General features: G+C 68.1%; 10 protein-coding genes. 3 read left to right on the forward strand and 7 right to left on the reverse strand.

Translation table 11 applies throughout. The annotated features are described in order from the left end of the window. Positions 1 to 65: 65 nt before the first annotated feature. Positions 66 to 662, forward strand: coding sequence for a short chain dehydrogenase (locus NGK62_RS18670; RefSeq protein ID WP_059373096.1), 597 nt, complete (start codon positions 66 to 68; stop codon positions 660 to 662). A 132-nt stretch (positions 663 to 794) separates the two neighbouring features. Here NGK62_RS18670 and NGK62_RS18675 read toward each other — a convergent pair whose 3' ends face one another. Next, positions 795 to 8,345 (reverse strand): autotransporter-associated beta strand repeat-containing protein, encoded by a 7,551-nt coding sequence (locus tag NGK62_RS18675; RefSeq protein WP_251879758.1) that lies wholly within the window; start codon positions 8,343 to 8,345, stop codon positions 795 to 797. A gap of 312 nt (positions 8,346 to 8,657) precedes the next feature. On the opposite strand from NGK62_RS18675, the gene NGK62_RS18680 reads away from it, so the two are divergent. Continuing rightward, complete coding sequence (locus NGK62_RS18680) at positions 8,658 to 9,272, forward strand: ABC transporter ATP-binding protein (protein ID WP_118933278.1); 615 nt, start codon at positions 8,658 to 8,660, stop codon at positions 9,270 to 9,272. 20 nt (positions 9,273 to 9,292) lie between these two features. On the opposite strand, the gene NGK62_RS18685 is transcribed toward NGK62_RS18680, so the two are convergent. Genes NGK62_RS18685 through NGK62_RS18710 form a run of 6 tightly spaced genes read right to left on the reverse strand, consistent with a single transcriptional unit; the run spans position 9,293 to position 17,944 of the window. Next, entirely contained in the window at positions 9,293 to 10,276 is a 984-nt protein-coding gene (locus NGK62_RS18685; protein ID WP_059373090.1) for a tripartite tricarboxylate transporter substrate binding protein, read from the reverse strand. Between the two features lie 44 nt (positions 10,277 to 10,320). Next, entirely contained in the window at positions 10,321 to 12,252 is a 1,932-nt protein-coding gene (locus NGK62_RS18690; protein WP_251879760.1) for an acyl-CoA synthetase, read from the reverse strand. Between the two features lie 15 nt (positions 12,253 to 12,267). After that, positions 12,268 to 13,401 (reverse strand): acyl-CoA dehydrogenase family protein, encoded by a 1,134-nt coding sequence (locus tag NGK62_RS18695; RefSeq protein WP_251879763.1) that lies wholly within the window; start codon positions 13,399 to 13,401, stop codon positions 12,268 to 12,270. A gap of 9 nt (positions 13,402 to 13,410) precedes the next feature. Next, positions 13,411 to 14,607, reverse strand: coding sequence for an acyl-CoA dehydrogenase family protein (locus tag NGK62_RS18700; protein ID WP_251879765.1), 1,197 nt, complete (start codon positions 14,605 to 14,607; stop codon positions 13,411 to 13,413). A 9-nt stretch (positions 14,608 to 14,616) separates the two neighbouring features. After that, positions 14,617 to 15,798 (reverse strand): acetyl-CoA C-acyltransferase, encoded by a 1,182-nt coding sequence (locus tag NGK62_RS18705; protein ID WP_059373081.1) that lies wholly within the window; start codon positions 15,796 to 15,798, stop codon positions 14,617 to 14,619. Positions 15,799 to 15,823: 25 nt separating this feature from the next. Beyond that, the gene (locus tag NGK62_RS18710) at positions 15,824 to 17,944 is read right to left on the reverse strand and encodes a 3-hydroxyacyl-CoA dehydrogenase NAD-binding domain-containing protein (RefSeq protein ID WP_251879766.1); all 2,121 of its coding nucleotides are present in this window, start codon (positions 17,942 to 17,944) and stop codon (positions 15,824 to 15,826) included. 203 nt (positions 17,945 to 18,147) lie between these two features. On the opposite strand from NGK62_RS18710, the gene NGK62_RS18715 reads away from it, so the two are divergent. Next, positions 18,148 to 19,077: a LysR family transcriptional regulator gene (locus NGK62_RS18715; RefSeq protein WP_059373077.1), complete on the forward strand. Its 930-nt coding sequence runs from the start codon at positions 18,148 to 18,150 to the stop codon at positions 19,075 to 19,077. Positions 19,078 to 19,181 lie beyond the last annotated feature (104 nt).

Below are 19,181 nucleotides of genomic sequence, written 5' to 3' on the forward strand. Positions count from 1 at the left end.
CCAGAATGCGTACAAGCGCTGGCGATATCGCGGGCGCACCCCACAACATACGAATCGGAGTTCCCATGAAAATCATCCTGATCGGCGCCACCGGAACCATCGGCCGCGCGGTCGCCCAAGAGCTGGGCCAGCGCCACGACATCATTGCCGTCGGCAAGACGCGCGGCGAGCATCAGGTCGACGTGACCCGGAGCGACAGCATCCGCGCCCTGTTCGAGCGCGTGGGGAAGGTGGACGCCATCGTCTCCACCACCGGCAGCCTGCACTTCGGACCGCTGGCCGAAATGACGGCGGAGCAGTTCAAGATCGGCCTGCACGACAAGCTGCTGGGGCAGGTGGATCTGGCGCTGATCGGCCAGCATTACGTCAACGAAGGCGGTTCCATCACGCTCACCAGCGGCATCCTGACCGATGAACCGATCCGCTACGGCGCCAATGCGTCCGCGGTGAATGCCGCCATCGACGGTTTCGTGCGCGGCGCCGCCGTGGAACTGCGGGGCGTGCGCATCAACTCGGTCAGCCCCACGGTCCTGACGGAATCGCTGGATGCCTATGGGCCGTACTTCCAGGGCTTCGAATCCGCGCCGGCCAGCCGCGTCGCGCTGGCCTACAGCCGCAGCGTGGAAGGCGCGCAGACGGGGCGGGTGTTCCGGGTGTGGTGATTGCTCAGGAGGTCCTGGCGCGGTAGCGGCATGCCGCCACCCTGGGACCCAGCCTAAACAAAGCCCGCAGCGGACGGACCGCTGCGGGCTTGGGCATGCCAGGGACCGGCTGCCCGGCCCAGGTCACGAGGCTTACCAGAGCACCTTCAACCCGACAGAGCCCTGCGCGCCGGTCTTGACGCGGCTGTCGCCGCTGTTGGCCCAGAGCTTGCCCACGTCGCCGTAGAGGCTGGTGTTCTTGGTCAGCTGCAGCATGGCGCCCACCGCGAACTCGGTCGACGTGTAGCCGCCCTTGGCGCGGATGTCGGTGGTGCCGGCTGGAGCGCTGAAGCTGGCCACGTCGGTGGTGTTGCTGGCCTTGTACAGATTGACGCGGGCAAAGGGCTGCAGCACGGTGCCGCCAATGCTGTAGCTGCCCTTGACGCGGGCGCCCAGACGCAGGGTCCAGTCATCGTCCGCATCGTTCTTCACCTTGGCCAGGCTCAGCGTGGTGTCGTCCAGGTTGAGCTTGCGGTAGATGATTTGCGCTTGCGGTTCCAACTGCCAGCTGCCGCCCAGGTCGAAGGGCTTGCCCACTTCCAGCGAGGCCAGCCAGCCGTGGCCCTTGGTGGTGGCGCCAGCGCCGGTGTCGGCCGTGCGCAGGCTGCTGCGGTAGTCGGCGCCCTGGATCACGGCGTCGGCGTACAGGCCGGAGTCATGCTGCCAGGTGCCGTACAGGCCGACGTAGCGGCCGCGCAGGTTGTTGTAGCCCGCGTACTTGCGCTCCATGCCGCTGGAGAAGCCGCGCACGCCCATGTCGCCGTCCAGCTGGCCCACGTACAGGCCGGCCTTGAGGTTGCGGTCGGCGTACACGTCCACGCCTGCCTGGAAGCCGGTCAGGTGGCCGCTGCTCTCGGGATTGACCGTGCCTTGCTGCGTGATGGTCGGCGCCGTGCGCAGCACCCGGGCCCAGGCGCGGTGGTTCGGGTCCTGATCGATGGCGCCTTGAGCGGCGTCGTCGCCCATGCGCTTGCGCATGTCGCCGAGCATCGCCATGTCCGCCTGGCGCAGTTGCGCGGGCAGGGAGGACAGCAGCGGCACTTCTTCGCGGTAGGCGGGCGCCGGCGTGACGCCGGGGCCGGGGTTCTGCGTGTTGGTCGAGTGCAGCGCGGCTCCCTGCGTCGTCTGGGTCAGGCGGTACTCATAGGCGCCGGCGTCGACATGGTTGCCCGCGAGGGTGAAGCTGCCGGGTTGCAGACTGGCGCCGTTTTCGGTGGCGATGACCTGGATGCCCTGGCTGCCTGTCTGTGCGCCCAGGCCGCCGGCATTGGTGATCTGCACCGTGGTGCTGCCGCTGGCGATGGCGCTGGGGCCGCTCAACAGCAGCTTGTCGGTGGCGCTGCCGTCCGCGCCCAGCGCGGTGGAAACGCCCAACTTGCCGTTGTTGCCGACATAGGGGCCGGTGACCTTGAGCACGGCCCCCGGCGTGGCGCCGCTGAGATTGACCGCGCCGCTGTTGTTCAGGCTGGCCACGGTCTGGCTGTAGCCTGCCAGGTCCAGCACCGCGCCGCTGGCCACGGTGTGGGCAGAGGCGCTGCTGAAGGTGTTTGCCGCGCCGGCCTTGAGCGTGCCTTGCGCGACATCGGTCGCGCCGGTGTAGCTGTTGCCTGCGCTGGTCAGCGTCAGGACGCCGGTTCCCTGCTTGGTGAGGAAGCCGCCGCCGGTGATGGCGCCGGCCCAGGTGGCCGTGTTGGCGCCGGTGTCGATGACCGGGTCGTTGGTGCCCGTCATGGCCAGGTCGTTGGCGATGGTCATGCCGTTGGCGATCAGGCTAATGACGGTGCCGTCGTCCATGGCCAGCGTGCCCGTACCCAGGCCTTGCGCATGGCCCAGGGCGATGCTGCCTTGCTTGAGCTGCACGCCGCCCGTGAAGGTGCTGCCGCCGGTCAGCGCGAGTGCGCCAGCGCCGGTTTTGACCAGGTCGCCGCCGCCCACGAAGATGCCCATGTAGGTGGACGCGCTGCCCGCCGCGATGTCGGCGGTCAAGCGCCCGCCGCCCAGCGCCACGGTGCCGCCGCCGCTCAGGCTGCTGGCCAGCAGCGAGTTGCCGTTGAGGTCCAGCACGGCGCCCGTCAATACCTGATAGCCGGTGCCTTGGACCAATGCCGTCGCGGAGCCTGCGCGCAAGGTGCCGCCCGCGACCAGCGTGCCGCCGGTATAGCTGTTTACGCCGGTCAGGGTCTGCGTGCCCGAGCCCTGCTTGACCAGGGTGCCGGTGCCGATGACCGAACCGGCGAAGATGCCGTCGGCCGAACCGCCCGCCAGCAGGGTGTTGGTTCCCATCTTGATGTTGCCGGCGCCCGCGAGGGTGCCGAACACCTGGGCGCCTTGGCCTGCCGACAGGTCGAAGGTCGCGCCGTTGGCGACGGTCACGACGCCGGTGGCGGCGAGGCTGCTGCCCGCGCCCAACGCGACCGTGCCGCTGTTGACGTAGGTGCCGCCGGTGTAGCTGTTGGCGCCGTTGAGCGTCAGCGTGCTGGCGCCGTTCTTGGTCAGGCTGCCCGCGCCCGAGATGTTGCCGTTGAGCGTCAGGTCCTGGCTGCCTTGCACCGTGAGGCCGGCGTTCAGGGCGATGTTGTTCGCCAGCGCCAGCGCCTGGGTGTTGTCCAGCGTGGCCGCGCCGCCTACCGTCAGCGTGCCGGAACCGAGCGCGGCGCCGTTGCCGACGATCAGGCCGCCCGCGTTCAGGAGGGTGCCGCCGACGTAGCTGTTGACGCCGCTGAGGGTCAGGTTGGCCGCGCCGTTCTTGATCAGGCCGCCCGCGCCGCCGACGGTGCCGTTCAGCTCCATGGTGTTGGAACCGGCGATCGTCAGCGCGCCGTTCAGCGCGACCTTGTTGCGCACGGTGACTGCCGTGTTGCTGTCCAGCGTGGTGCCGTTGGCAGCGGTCAGCAGGCCGTTGCCCAAGGCCTTGTCGTTGCCCAGCACCAGCGTGCCGCCGTTGAGCGCCGTGCCGCCGGTATAGCCGTTGGACGCGTTGAGCACCAGGGTGCCGGGGTCGACCTTGGCCAGCGTGCCGCTGCCAACGAGCGGGGCGTTGATGGTCGCGGTCACGCCGGGATCGACGCGCACGAAGGCGTAGCCCGAGCCGCCGTTGACCAGGTTGAGCGATCCCAGCGAGCCGGGCTCCAGGACATAGCCGTCGGTCAAGAACTGCATGCCCGTCGTGCTTTGCGCGCCTGCGACGGTGACCGTCCCTGCGGCGCCCTGGAACACCGCGAAGTTGCCGGCCCAGGAGCGGTTCCCGTTGCCGTCGACGCCGGTCCAGTTGGCGTTGGCGCCGTCCCAGGTGCCGCTGCCGCCCTCGATCGCGCCGTTGCCGACGGTTTGCGAGCCATCCCAGAACTGCACGGTGACGTTGGGCGCGGCGACCAGCAGGTTGACCTGGTTGGCGACGGCGGTCTGCAGCGTCAGGTCGGCCGCTTGCACATTGCTGGGCAGATCGCCGAAGCGCATGCCGCTGTCGGTCAGGCTGCCGCCATAGTTCATGAGGCGGTACACGCCGGTGCCGAAGCCGCCGGCGTCGCTGATATTGAGCGTGCCGCCCAGCAGCAGGTTGCCGGCCACGTTCACCAAGGCAGTGCCGCCGCCGAGGGCGGGGGCGCCCAGGCTGGCATTCACGATCGACTGGGTGCCGAGCCCCATGCTGCCGACCGACAGGGTGTGGCCGTCCGTCAAGTTCAGGCTGGCGTTGCTCATGAGCGTCACGTCGCCGGCGATGCTGCCGGTTCCGCCCAGGGCGGCGCCGGAGTACACCAGCACATTGGTGCTGGCGAGCGCGCCGTCTACCCGCAGGCTGCCGGCGCTGACCGAGGTCTGGCCGGTAAGCGTGTTGTTGCCGGAAAGAACCAGCGATCCCGTGCCGCTCTTGGTCAACCAACCCTTGCCGTTGAGCTGGCCGCCGAAGTTGCTGTTGGCCCCGTTGGCGCCGATGGTCAGGTTGTTCCCGTTCGAGACCGTTACGGTGCCGTTGCCGTTCAGGCTGGCCAGACGAGCCAGATTGGTGATGAACAGATTGGCGCTGGCTGCCACGTTCGCGGTGGCATTCTGGCCCAGCGCGTTGTTGCCCGCGGTGGTCAGGCTACCGTCTTGCAGATCGATCATGCCGCTGAAGGTGTTGGCGCTGCCGGTGAGCGAGAGGTCGTTCGCGCCCGTCTTGCGCAGCGTGCCGTTGCCGTTGAGCTGTCCATCCAGGATCAGGCTGTTGTTGCCCGCCACCGTCAGCGCGCCGTCGACATTGACGGTATTGCCCAGGCGCATCGGACCGGCGGTATCCAGTTGCGTGTTGCCAGTGACAGTCAGCATGCCGTCGCCCAGCGCCGCGGCATTGCCCAGGCTCAAGTCGCCGGCATTGACCGTGGTGCCGCCGCTATGGCGGTTTTCGCCATTGAGGGTGAGTCGGCCGGCGCCGTTCTTGACCAGCTCGGTGGAGCCGTTGATCACGCCGTTCAGGGTGAAATCATTGCTGCCGTCCAGCGTCAGGGAAGCGCTCAGTTGCACGTTGTTGGCCAGGGTCACCGCGCGGCTGGCTTCCAGGGTGGCCGCGTTGCGCACGGTCAGCGTGCCCTCGCCGAGCGCGGCGTCGTGGCCCACGGCCAGGTTGCCGCCCGTCAGGTTGACGCCGCCCTGGAAGGTGTTGGCGCCGTTCAAGGTCAGCTTGCCCGTGCCGCGCTTGGCCAGGCCGCCTGTGCCGTTGACCAGGCCGTCCAAAGTGAGGTCCTGGTTGCCGACGAGGCTCAGGTCGCCGGCCAGGTTGACCGTGTTGGCGAGGCTCAATGCCACGCTGTTGTCCAGCTGCATGCCGGAGGCGGCAGTCAGGGTGCTGTTGCCCAGCGGATTGCTGGAGGCCAGCACCAGCGTGCCGCCGTTCAGCGCCATCGTGCCGCCGAAGGAGTTGTTGCCGCCCAGGGTCAGGGTGCCGCTGCCGTTCTTGTTCAGGCCGCCGCTGTTGCCGGCGATGTCGCCGTTCAGGATCAGGTTATTGCTGCCGCCCAGGTTCAGCTGGCCTTGGGCAACGATCTGGTTGGTCAGCGTGAGGGCCTGGTTGTTGTCCAGCGTGGTGCCGCCTGTCGCGGTCAGGGTCGCCGTGCCCAGCGCGTTGTTATTGCCGACCACGAGCGTGCCGCCCGCCAGCAGGGTACCGCCCTGGTAGCCGTTGTTGCCATTGAGCACCAGCTTGCCCTGGTCCAGCTTCTGCAGGGTGCCGGTGCCATCGATGTCCACGTTGATCGTCGCGGTGACGCCCGGATCGACCCGCACGGCGAAATTGCCGCCATCGCGGTTGACCGCTATGAGCTTGCCGTCGATGCCTGCCGCCAGTTGGTAGCCATCGGTCATGAACTGCATGCCGTTGACGGTCTGCTCGTCTGTCACCGTCACGGTGCCGGCCTGGCCTTGGAATACGGCGAACTGGCCGATCCAGGACTGATTGATAACGCCGTCGGAGTTGGTCCAATTGGTGTTTACGGAGTTCCACGAGCCGGTGCCGCCGGCGATAAGGCCGTCGGGCACCGAGTGGGCGCCATCCCAGAATTGCATGGTCCGGTTCGGCGAGTTGACGAGCAGGTTGACCTGACCCGTGACCGCGGTTTGCACCGTCAGTTCCGTCGTGGGCATCGTGCCAGGCAAGGTGCCGTAGTCGAGGATGTTGTTCACGAAGCTGCCGGAGTAGTCGAACAGGCGGTAGACGCCATTGCCGAGCCCGCCGGCATCGGTGATGTTCAACACGCCATCCAAGGTCAAGCCGTTGTTGGCCTGGAAGAGCGCGGGATTGCCCGTGCTAGGAGCACCCAGCGCGACATTGATATTGGAGGTCTGCGAGAGGTCTATCGCGCCCGCGGTCAGTTTCTGGCCGCTGCTGCCGGTCAGGGTGCCGCCGTTGGCAACGGTCAGCGGGCCGTTGATGGCGCCGCCGCCGCTCACGGTGCCACCGCTCTGGACGGTGACACCGGTGTTGTTCAAGGCGCCGCTGACTTTCAGGGTGCCGGCTTTGACGGTGACAGGGCCGCTCAGGGAGCTGTTGCCCGAGAGTTCCAGTGTGCCAATGCCCACTTTTTCAACCGAACCGCCGCCGACCAGCGCGCCGGCATAGGTGCTGTCTGCGTTGGTGCCGCCCAGTTGGAGCAAGCTGGCCACGCCGGTGCTGGTGGTGCCGCTGCCGCTAAGAGCCCCAATCTGCGCGTTGCCAGTAAGGGTCAGAACAGTGCCTGCGGCCAACTTCACGCTGCCGGGGGTACCCAGAGCATTGTTGGCGAATGTCGTGACGTACCCTTGTTCGATGTCGATAGCGCCGGAGTATGTGTTGCTGGTAAACAGGAGCAATTCTTCCGCGCCAGTCTTGATCAGCTTGCCGCTGCCGCTCAATGGGCCGGCCAATTGCAGCGGATTCGAGGTCTGCATGGTCAGTTCGCCATTGACGCTGATGGCGTTCTGCAGCATCACGGGCCCGTTGTTCTTCAGCGTGGCCGTGCCGTTGGCGACCAGCGTGCCGCTCCCCAGGGAAGTCGCGTTGGCGAACGCCAATGTGCCGCCATTGAGGGCGATGCCGCCGGCGTGGCCGGGGTTGGTGTTGTTGAGGGTGAGCGTGCCAGTGCCGGTCTTGACCAATTGGCCAGGGCCCGAGATCAGCGAATTCAAGGTCAGGTCATTGTCGCCGGCAACCGTCAGGTTCGCATTGAGGGCGATGGCGTTGCCTAGCGTTACGGTGTTGCTTGCCGTCAGGGTGGAAGCGCCGCCCACGGTCAGGCCGCCGGAACCCAAAGCCTGATCGTTGCCCACCGTCAGCGTGCCGGCGTTCAGCGTGGTGCCCCCCTGGTAGACATTGGCCCCGTTCAAGGCAAGGTTGGCGGCGCCGTTCTTGATCAGCGATCCTCCTGGGCCGTCAACGACGCCGTTCAGCGTCAGGTCGGCGCTTCCGCCTATCCCCACGCTGCCCATCAGATTCACATTGTTGTCGAGGGCCACCTTGTTATTGGCGTCGAGAACCGTGTTGTTGAGCGCCGTCAGGGCGCCGCTGCCCAGAGCGGTATTGCTGCCGACCTCCAGACGGCCGGCCTCGATTATCGTGCCGCCGGTATAGCTGTTGTTGCCGTTGAGTACCAGCGTGCCGCTGTCTTGTTTGCGCAGGGTGCCGCTGCCGCCTATGGCGACGCCCAGGGTTGCGGTCACGTTGGGATTGACCCGAATATTGGCAATGCCGCTGGTATTCAGCTGGCCATTGGCTCCGCCCACCAGCTTGTAGCCGTCGTTCTGGAACTCCAGGCCCGTGATGCTGTGCTGGCCGCCGACCGCCACGGTGCCGGCGGTGCCGGGGGGGCCGGAGAATACCGCGTTGCCGCCGTTCCAGGATTGATTCGGCGTCCCGATATCGGAAGTCCAGTTGGTATCGGAGTAATCCCAGATGCCAGAGCCGCCATCCGCCGAACCGTTCGCCACGGATTGGCTGCCGTCCCAATACAGACTGGGGGGAACTGCGTAGGCGTTGGCGGCGACCATCGCCATGCCCAGCGCGCCCGCCAGTTGTGCACCGCCGCGACGCAGGCGCCGGGCAGGACTGCTGCTTTTTGCCGGCCCGCGGGCGATTTCACTGACGGCCTGCCACACGCCGGCGGCGGCGTTGAAGACTACTCGATAGACGTGATTCATTGATCTCTTCTATGCCGGAGCCGATGCCAGCCCGGCAAAATTGGACGTTGTATTGATGTAAATGAAACTAAATGCGTCTTGGTGGTAGGTCGCTCAACTGGGCCGATAGCACGAACGGACGAGGCAACCGTTACAGAATTCGAAATGTTTTGCTGAAAATTAACATTTATTTACGCCGCGTAATGTACGGCAAAAATGCAGATTTCCACACCGTCAATGCGGAAAAATTTGAGTTCAGTTCACATTTGCTGCGTTGACGCCACGCCGAGGCGGCGATGGCCGAGCGCCGCATTCCTGCGTACACTCCCGGCCATGCTACGAATCGACAATCTCGGCAAGCGCTACGGCGACCATCTCGTCTTCCAGGGGCTGACCCATACGTTCACGCCCGGATGCGTGGCGTTATGCGAAGAAGACAGCACCGGCAAGTCCACGCTGCTGGGCATCATTGCGGGCGTGATCGCGCCGGATGCGGGAGAGGTCTGGATCGACGGACACGCGCTGACCCAGGCACCGGCGCAAGCCCGGTCCCGCTTGGCCTATGTGCCCGACAATTGCATGGCGCTGCCCGCGCAGACGGGGCGCGGATTGCTGGAGCAGGTTGCGGCGGAGAAAAATGTGCCGCTGGCCGACAGCGTGCTGGACCTGGCCTTCCGGCTGGGGCTGGAGCCGCATCTGGACAAGCGCTTCGAGCAGATGTCCACGGGCACGCGGCGCAAGGTCTACCTGACTGCCGCCGCCCTGGGCGACCCGGCCGTCATCATTGCGGATGGGGCCAGCAACGGCCTGGATGCGCAGGCGCGCGGCGTGCTGGCCGAACAGTTCAAGATCTGGGCGCAGGATCGGGTGGTGCTGTTTGCCAGCCACGACCCCGAGCTGGTGGAAGCCAGCGGCGCCAGATCAGTCGAGGTTGCGGCGCTGCGCTGAAGGCGCTGCCGCCCTTATTACTACTTCGCCATCAAGCCCAGGTATTCGATCAGGCCTTTTTCCTTGACGTAGGTGGCCTGCGCCCATTCCTTGTAGTCCTGGCTGTTGCGGTAGGCGGGTTCCTGGTTCAGCTGCTTCATGACGTCCAGGCTGGCCGGATCGAACAGCGCCTTCTTGAAGGCGTCGTGCAGGGTCTTCACGACTGCCGGGTCCATGCCCTTGGGGCCCGCCAGGCCGTAGGGCGAGGTGGACACGACCTTGTAGCCCAACTCCTGGGCGGTAGGCACGTCGGGCCAGCGCGTGGTGCGCTTTTCGCCGAAGGTGACCAGCAGGCGCATCTTGCCGGAATCCACGAACTGGTCCCAGCCGGTGGCGTCGCTCTGCGCCATGACGTGGCCGCCCAGCAGCGCCTGCTGCATGTCGGCGTTGCCCTTGAACGGCACGTGGTTCAGCTTCACCTTGGCATTGATGGCGACTTCCTCGATCAGCAGGTGCGGCGATGAGCCGATGCCGGTGGAGCCGTAGTCGATGGTGCCGGGCGCCTTGCGCGCCGCCTCGATGTATTCGTTGAAGGTCTTGTACGGCGAGTCGGAGCGGACGGTGAAGCCGAAGGTGTAGCCGGACAGACCCAGGATGAAGGTGAAATCGTTGATGGGGTCCCAGCTGCTCTTCTGCATGTACGGCATGCGCAGCATGGCCAGGGTGTACAGGGTAATGGTGTAGCCGTCGGGCTTGGCGGTCTTGGCCATGGTGGCCGGACCCAGGGTGCCGCCGGCGCCGGGCCGGTTTTCGACGATGACGGGCTGGCCCAGGTACTTGGAGGCGTCCTGCGCCACGATGCGCATGTGGCGATCGGTGGAGCCGCCGGCCGGGAAGGGCACGATCAGCGTGATGGGCTTGGACGGATAGGCGCCTTGCGCCGCGGCGGCGAATGGCAGGGCGGCGCCGGCGATCGAGAGCAGTGCGGCGCCGAGGCAGGCGCGCCGCAGGGGCTGGTGGGTCATGGGTTTGTCTCCTGGGGTGTTGTTGTGTGTGGGAGGGGGACTGCTCAGTCGCGCAGGACGACTTTGACCGGCAGGCGGGCCAGCGCGTCGCCCAGGCTGGCTTTCAGCGCCGCGGGCGCGCGGGCGTCGGCCAGGACTGCGATATCGGGCTGCGCGTCGGGCTCGACCCGGAACAGCGCGCCGTCGTCGATCAGGCCAGCGTCCTGCAGGGTGCGCGCCACCACGGCCTGCGCCGACACGGCGGTGGCCAGGCGGCGCAGATCGGGCTTGTAGATCTTGCCCACGTTGGTCATGGGCATGTTGTCCAGCACGATGACGCGCTTGGGCCGCGCCGGGCTTTCGTCCACGTGTTCGGCGGCGTAGGCCAGCAGTTCGGCTTCCTCGACTCGCGCGCCCTCGGCCAGCGTGACGAAGGCGATGGGGAGCTCGCCGGCATAGGCGTCGGGGGCGCCGACCGCGGCGCAGAGCTGCACCGACGGGTGCGAGGCGAGCGCATCCTCGATGGTCTTGGGATCGATGTTGTGGCCGCTGCGGATGATCAGGTCCTTGGCGCGGCCCTGCAGATGCAGGCGGCCGGCTTCGTCCAGATAGCCGACGTCGCCGCTGATCAGCCAGCCGTCGTCGGTGAAAGCACGCGCCGTGTCTTCGGCGTCCAGAAAGCCCGGGATCACGTTGGGCGCCTTGAACAGCACCATGCCGGGCGTGCCGGTGGGCAGGTCGCGCGCGGGCGCGCCAGCCGGCACGTCCAGCCCGACGATGCGTACCTGCACGTAGGGCAGCGGAAAGCCGACGCAACCCACCGGAAACTCGCAGCCTGGCGGCGAAATGGTGGAGATGCCCGCCATCTCCGTCATGCCCAGGCTTTCGTTGACGTGCAGCCCGAACAGGCGCTTGAAGCGCGCGGCCAGCTCGGCGGGCAAGGGCGCGGCGCCGGTGCGGCAATAGCGCAGCGACGAGATGTCGGCGCCGGCCAGCGGCACCTCGGCCAGCGCCGCGAGTATGGTCGGCACGCCTTGCAGCGAGGTGGCGCGGTGGTGTTCGACCAGGCGCCAGTAGTTGCGCAGCACGTCACGGTTGCGCAGCAGCAGGGTGGTGGGGATGACGGTCTCGACCCCCGCCGACAAGGCGGCCAGGGATGCCGGCAGCACGCCCGCCACATGGAACAGCGGGTAGCCGTTGATGACCACGTCGTCCGGTCCGGCGTTCTGCAACTGCACCGCGGCCCAGGCGCTGAAGACCTGGTTGGCGTGCGTGTGGATGGCGAGCTTGGGCGCGCCGGTGGTGCCGCCGGTATGGAAATAGGCGGCCACGTCGCCGGCATGGATGTCGCGGTTGCTGACCAGGCGGTCGGCCGGCTGCGCGGTGCGCGCAGCGTTGAAATCCAGCGCATGCTCGGGCAGCGCCGGGCGCGCCGAGGGCGGCTCGTCCAAGGGCGCCACGCGCAGCAGCGTGTGCAACGTGGGCACGCGTTCGCGCAGGCGCAGCGCCTTGGACCAGGAGCCGCATTCCACGTCGGAGCCATAGGCGATCAGCACCTTGGCGCGCGCCGTGGTCATCAGGGAGGCGAGCTTGTCCTCGGCCAGCAAGGGGTTCAAAGGCTGGACGATGCCGGCGGCCTCGCCGCCCCAGAGCGCCAGGTGGTACTCCAGGCAGCCGGGCAGCAGGATGCCGACGGCGTCGCCCGGGCCCACGCCCAGTTCATGCAGCAGGTTGGCGGTCTGGTGGATGCCGGCCAACAGTTCGCGGTAGCTCCAGCGCACCGGCGCGTCGCCGGGGTCGGCGCTGCGCAGAAAGGTCAGCGCGGTCTTGTCGCCGAAGGCTGCGGCCGAGTTGCGGAAGATCTCGTAGGTGCTGCGCACCGTGAGCGTCTCGGTCAGCGGGCGGGCCTGCAGCCGCTGTACGTCCGCGGCGCTGCGCACGGGGAACGGGGCGGCGAAAGGCGGCGAGAGGGGCGGGGCGGCATGGACCTGGGTCATGGCGTGGTCCTCCGCTCAGGCCTGCCCCAGCGCGATGTAGCGCCGCAGGTGATGGTCTTCGTCGCCCAACTGGTGGTCGATCATGACCAGGCGCTTGGCGTAGTGCGCCAGCGGCAGCTCCCAGGTCATGCCGATGCCGCCGTGCAGCTGGATGCTTTCCTCGGCCACCAGCGTGCCGATGCGGCCGATGGTGAATTTGGCGGCGGACAGCGCGCGTTCGCGGGTGGCGCGGTCCGGGTGGTCCAGCGCGGCCGCGGCGTTGATCACGGCGGAGCGCGCCTGTTCGATTTCCAGCAGCACATCGGCCATGCGGTGTTGCAGCGCCTGGAAGCTGCCGATGGGCGCGCCGAACTGGCGGCGCGTGCGCAGGTATTCCAGGGTGGCGTCGCGGGCGCAGTCCATGGCGCCCACGGCTTCGGCGCACAGCGCCAGGGTGCCGCGGCCGGCGGCGCGCTCCAGCAGCGGGTAGCCTGCGCCGGCCTCGCCCAGCAGGGCATCTGGCGCAAGCTGTACGCCGTCGAGCACCAGTTCGGCCGCGCGGCCGCCGTCGATCAGGCCATAGCCGCGCACCTTCAGGCCGGGCGTGCCGGCGCTGACCAGGAACAGGCTGATGCCGGCTTCGTCGTCCGGACCGCCCGCGCTGCGGGCCGGGATCAGGAACAGGTCGGCGTGTTCGCCCGCCGCGACCACGGCCTTGGCGCCGTTGAGCACCCAGCCGTCCGCGCTGCGTTCGGCGCGGGTTTCGACGTGCGCCAGCTCATAGTCGGAGCCGGGCTCGGCGTGGGCCAGCGCGGCGGTGATGGCGCCCGCGATCAGGCCTTCGAGGGCTTCGCGCTGGGCTGGCGTGCCGGCGGCGGCGATGGCGCTGCCGACCATGAGCGCGTCCAGCAGCGGTTCGACGGCCAGGCCGCGGCCCAGCGCCTCGAACACGACGGAAATGTCGAAGCCGCTTCCGCCCAGCCCGCCATCTGCTTCGGCAAACAGCGCGCCGATGGCGCCCAGTTCGGCGTAGCGCTGCCACAGTTCCAGGCTGTAGCCCCGTTCCGAGCGGGCGTTGCGGTCGCGCGTGGCGAAGTCGCTCTGTTCGGCGACAAAGCGGCGCAGCATGTCGGAGAGCATGCGCCGGTCTTCGGTGTGTTCAAAATTCATGGCCGGCCCTTACAGTCCGAGGATCATCTTGGAGATGATGTTCTTCTGGATTTCATTGGAGCCGCCGAAGATCGACAGCTTGCGGTTGTTGAAGTACTGCGCGGCCGCGCTCTCGGCGCCCTCGGGCCCGATGGGCGGCGCGTCGTAGCCGTCGTGCAGCGCCTCGGGCACGAAGGGACGGGCGTAAGGTCCCATGGCGCGGCGGTTCAGCGCGCTGATTTCCTGGCGGATCTGGGTGCCGCGGATCTTCAGCATCGAGCTTTCGGCGCCGGGCGCGCCGCCGCCGGCAACCGCCGCGACTACGCGCAGGTTGGTGGTGCGCATATTGGCCAGCTCGATCTCGACGCGCGCCAGCCGGGCAGCGAAGTCCGGGTCTTCAGATAGCGGACGTCCGTTCTTGCGTAGTCTTGCGGCTACCGTCTTCAGGCGTTCCAGCGCAGCCGTGGATTGCCCGACGCCGGCGATGTTGGTGCGTTCGTAGGTCAGCAGGTATTTGGCGCAGGTCCAGCCGCGGTTTTCCTCGCCCACCAGGTTGGCCGCAGGCACCCGCACGTCGGAGAAGAACACTTCGTTGACTTCGTGTTCGCCGTCCAGCGTGATGATGGGGCGGACTTCCACGCCGGGGCTCGTCATGTCGATCAGCAGGAAGCTGATGCCTTCCTGGCGTCGGCCTTCCTGCGAGGTGCGCACCAGGCAGAAGATCATGTTGGCGTACTGGCCCAGCGTGGTCCAGGTTTTCTGGCCGTTGACGACGTAGCTGTCGCCGTCACGCACGGCGGTGGTCTTGACGGAGGCCAGGTCCGAGCCCGCGCCGGGTTCGGAGTAGCCCTGGCACCACCAGTCGGAACCGTCCAGGATGCGCGGCAGCCAGTGGCGCCGCTGTGCCTCGCTGCCGTACTTGATCAGCACCGGGCCCAGCATGCTCAGGCCGAAGGGTACGATGCGCGGCGCGCCGGCCAGCGCGCATTCGTTTTCGAAGATGTACTTCTGCACGGCGCTCCAGCCGGTACCGCCGTATTCCATTGGCCAGTGGCTGGCGAGCCAGCCCTGGCGGTTGAGGATGGCGTGCCACTCGACCATGTCGGCGCGCGTCAGCAGCTTTCCCTGCGCGACCTTGGCGGACAGGCGCTCGGGCAGCTTGCTGGCGAGAAAGGCCCGCACTTCGTCGCGGAAGGCGTTTTCTTCGGGGGTGAATTCCAGGTCCATGGGGGATCCTCAGTAGATTTCAAACAGGCCGGCCGCGCCCATGCCGCCGCCCACGCACATGGTGACGACGGCATAGCGGGCGCCGCGGCGGCGGCCTTCGATCAGCACGTGGCCAGCCAGGCGGGCGCCGGTGACGCCGAAGGGGTGGCCCAGGGCGATGGCGCCGCCGTCCACGTTCAGGCGATCCATCGGGATGCCCAGCTTCTGCTGGCAATACAGGGCTTGCGAGGCAAAGGCCTCGTTCAGTTCCCAGAGGTCGATGTCCTGCACCTTGAGGCCGTGGCGCGCCAGCAGCTTGGGCACGGCGTAGACCGGGCCTATGCCCATCTCGTCGGGTTCGCAGCCGGCGATCGCCAGTCCGCGGAACGCGCCCAGCGGCTGGATGCCGGCGCGCTGGGCCTCGGAGGCTTCCATCAGCACGCAGGCGGCGGCGCCGTCGGACAACTGCGAGGCATTGCCCGCCGTGACGAACTGGCCCGCGCCGCGCACCGGCGCCAGCGAGGCCAGGGCTTCGTAGGTGGTGCCGGGGCGGTTGCAGGTGTCGCGGTCCACGGTGACTTCGCGTTCGCTGACGGCGCCGGTGGCGCGATCGGTGACGGACATGGTCGTGGTGACGGGGATGATCTCTTCCAGATACCGTCCCGCGGCCTGGGCGGCTTCGGTGCGCGCCTGGCTTTGCGCGGCGAAATGGTCCTGGGCTTCGCGGCTGATGCCGTAGCGGGCCGCCACGATGTCGGCGGTTTCGATCATGGGCAGGTAGAGCTCGGGCTTGTTGGCGACGATCCACGGATCCATGCCGCTCACGCCGTCGTCGCGGGTGCGGATCTGCGAGACCAGTTCCACGCCGCCCGCGATCATGGCGGGCGCGCCGTCCATGACGATGCGGCTGGCGGCCGAGGCGATGGCCTGCAGGCCGGAGGCGCAATAGCGGTTGACGGTGGCGCCGCCCACGCTGACCGGCAGGCCGGCGCGGACCACGGCCTGGCGGCCGATATTGCGGCCGGTGGCGCCTTCCGGATAGCCGCAGCCGATGAAGGCATCTTCGATCAGGGCGGGGTCTATGCCGGCCCGGTCGACGGCGGCGCGCACCGCGTGCGCGGCCAGCGTGGGGCCGGCGATAAGGTTGAATTCGCCGCGCCCCGCCTTGGTGATGGGGGTGCGGGCGGTGGAGACGATGACGGCTTCGCGCATGGCGTGTTCCTGTGTGGAGTGCGGGTCAGGCGGTCTGGTTCAGGCTGGCGAAATTGCGGCCGGATTCAGCCAACTGCACCAGCAGGGGCGAGGGCTTCCAGAAGGCGGGGTCTTCCTGCGCGTAGCCGCGGATATCCGCCAGCACGCGCTCCAGTCCCACGCTGTCGGCGTAGTGCATGGGGCCGCCGCGATGGCGCGGAAAGCCGTAGCCGGACAGGAACACCACGTCGATGTCGGACGGGCGCTGGGCGATGCCCTGGTGCAGCACGTTGGCCGCTTCGTTGATCATCGCGGCCAGGTAGCGGCGCTGGATGTCCTCTTGGGTGTAGGCGCGCGGCGCGACGCCGGCGCGCGTACGTTCGGCGTCGATGATGGCGAGGACTTCGGGGTCTTGTTCGCCTTGGCGCGCGCCATCGGGGTAGAGGTAGAAGCCGCGGCCCGTCTTCTGGCCGAACCAGCCGCGTTCGCACAGCCGGTCGGGGATCTGCACGTAGCGCAGCGCCGGATCGCGCGTGGGCGCGCGGCGCTTGCGCGTGGCCCAGCCGATGTCGCCGCCGGCCAGGTCCGCCATCTGATAGGGGCCCATGGGGTAGCCGAAGGCGCGCACGGCGGCGTCGATCTGGTAGGGCGAGGCGCCGTCCTCCATCATCATGTCGGCCGCCTGGCGGTGCACGGCCAGGATGCGGTTGCCGATGAAGCCGTCGCACACGCCCGCGCGCACCGGGATCTTGCGCAGGCGCCGGGCCAGTTCGAAGCCGGTGGCCACGGTGTCGGGCGCGGTGTGCTCGCCCACCACGACTTCCAGCAGCTTCATGATGTTGGCCGGCGAAAAGAAGTGCAGGCCCAGCACGTCGGCGGGGCCGCGCGTGGCGGCGGCGATGAGGTTGACGTCCAGGTACGAGGTATTGGTGGCCAGCACCGCGCCGGGCTTGGCCACGCGGTCCAGCTGCGCGAACACGGCCTGCTTGACCGTCATGTCCTCGAACACGGCTTCGATGATGAGATCGGCGTCGTCCAGCGCCTCGTAGCGGGTCGAACCGGTGTAGCGCGCCATGCGGGCGTCGCGCTCGTCGGCGCTGATCCGGCCTTTCTGGACCAGCAGCTCGTAGACCTGCGCCACGCGGGCGCGGCCCCGTTCCAGCGCGGCCTCGTCCTGTTCGACCATGGTCACGGGAAAGCCGGCGTCCAGCGCCGAAACGGCGATGCCAGCGCCCATGGTGCCGCCGCCGACGATGCCGATGCGCTCCAGCCGCCGCGCCCGGGCGGGCTGCTGTCCCGGCATCTTGGCCGTATCGCGTTCGGCGAAGAAGGCATGCACCAGGCCCGCCCGCTGCGGGCTGTCCAGGCATTGCAGGAACAGCGCGCGTTCGGTGCGCAGGCCGTCCTCGAAAGGCTGCTCGATGGCGGCGCGCACGGCCTCGACGATCTTGCCGGGCGAGTACAGTCCGCGGGTGGTCCGGGCCACGCGTTCGGCCGCTGCCTCGACCTGGGCCAACGCGGCGGCCCGGTCGGCGAGCGCGCCGGCGTCGCGGGTGCGGCGCGGACCGGCGCCGATCGCCAGCAATTGCCGGGTATAGGCCAGGCCCGCGTCCAGGGGATCGGTTTCGCTGGACAGCGCGTCCACCAATCCGGCTTCCAGGGCGGCGCCGGCAGAGAGGTGCTTGCCGGTCAGCATCAAGTCCAGCGCGGCCTGCGCGCCCATGAGGCGCGGCGCGCGCTGGGTGCCGCCGGCGCCGGGCAGCAGGCCCAGGTTCACTTCGGGCAGGCCCAGCTTGGCCCCGCCCAGCGCGACGCGGTAATGCGCGGCCAGCGCCACTTCCAGCCCGCCGCCCAGCGCCGCGCCGTGCAGCACGGCCACGACCGGCTTGGCGCTGGCTTCGATCAGGTTGCAGACGTCGGGCAGGATGGGCGGCTGCGGCGGCTTGCCGAATTCGCGGATGTCGGCGCCGGCGATGAAGTTCTTGCCCGCGCCCATCAGCAGGATGGCGCGTACTTGCAGATCGGCCTGGGCGTCGCGCACGGCAGCGGCCAGATTGCGGCGCACGGCGGCGCTCAGGGCATTGACGGGGGGATGGTCGATGGTGACGACGAGGATGTCGTCGTAGCGGCGCGCGCTGGCCGCGCCGGTGCTTGCGCTGTCTGTCATGGACAGTGTCTCCGATGAGGCCTGCCGCTGCGACGCCGCTTGGGGCGGCCGCCAGGGCCCGGCCGGGCGGACCAGGAACGGCCCGTCTTTTATGGGCTCATTCTTTCGCAGTAAAGAAGTCTTGACAATGGCATCGATAATTGACATTGAGGTCAAAAAAACTTGACAATCCCGGGGTGAATTGCGGTGGCGTGGAGGCCCGAATGGACACCAAATCCCTGACCTTGCTGGTGGAAATCCTGGACGCGGGCAATCTCAGCGAGGCCGCGCGCCGTTTGAAGATGACGCGCGCCAATGTCAGCTACCACCTGAATCAGCTGGAACGCTCGGTTGGCATGCAGTTGGTGCGCCGCACCACCAGGCATGTGGAACCGACAGAAATCGGACTGAAGCTGTATCGCCACGGCCGCAGCATCCAGGACGAACTCGCGGCGGCGCGTGAATCCGTCGAGACCCTGGGCAAGACGCCGCAGGGCAAGGTCAGGCTGAGCGTGCCCAGCGGCTACGGGCAGTTCGTGATGACGCCCTGGCTGCTGGAGTTCAAGCGGACCTATCCGGACATCGTGCTGGACGTGCTGTTCGAGAACAGTGTCGATGACCTGCTGCGCGACGAGGTCGACATCGCGGTGCGCATCATGTCCGAGCCGCCGCAGAACCTGGTGGCGCGCGAGCTGGGCCAGGTCCGCTACGTGGCCTGCGCCTCGCGGGACTATGTCGCCGCCCGGGGCCTGCCGCAGCATCCGGAAGAGCTGGCGCGCACGCCCACCATCAGCGCCGCGGTCATCGGCCGCCCCTTGCGGCTTTCCGCCTACTACGGCGGCCAGCCGCGGCAGCACGTGGTGCTGGAGCCGACCGTGATTTCGCGCAACTACGCCTTCCTGCGCGATGCGACCCTGGCGGGGCTGGGCGTGGGCGTGGTGCCGGATTACGTGGTGCACGACGACATCGCGCGCGGCGACCTGGTGGCCGCGCTGCCTCAGTGGCGGCTGAGCATCTTCGGGCGCGGCATGTATATGCTGTACATGCCCAACCGCCACCACCCGCGGGCGATCTCGATGATCATCGAATTCATCCTGGAACGCGCCCAGGCCGCGCACGAAGGCAAGCCGGGATTGCTGGAGGCGGCGGGCTAGCGGCGCCGGTCCGTGGAGGGCTGTACAGGGCCGGGAGGCGCGGCGTTCCTGACTGGGCGTTCAGCTTGGCAGGCATAAAATTCCTGTTCTTTACGGCAAACGGC

The sequence above is a fragment of the Achromobacter sp. Marseille-Q4954 genome, from assembly GCF_943737025.1.
Classification (GTDB): domain Bacteria; phylum Pseudomonadota; class Gammaproteobacteria; order Burkholderiales; family Burkholderiaceae_B; genus Achromobacter; species Achromobacter bronchisepticus_A.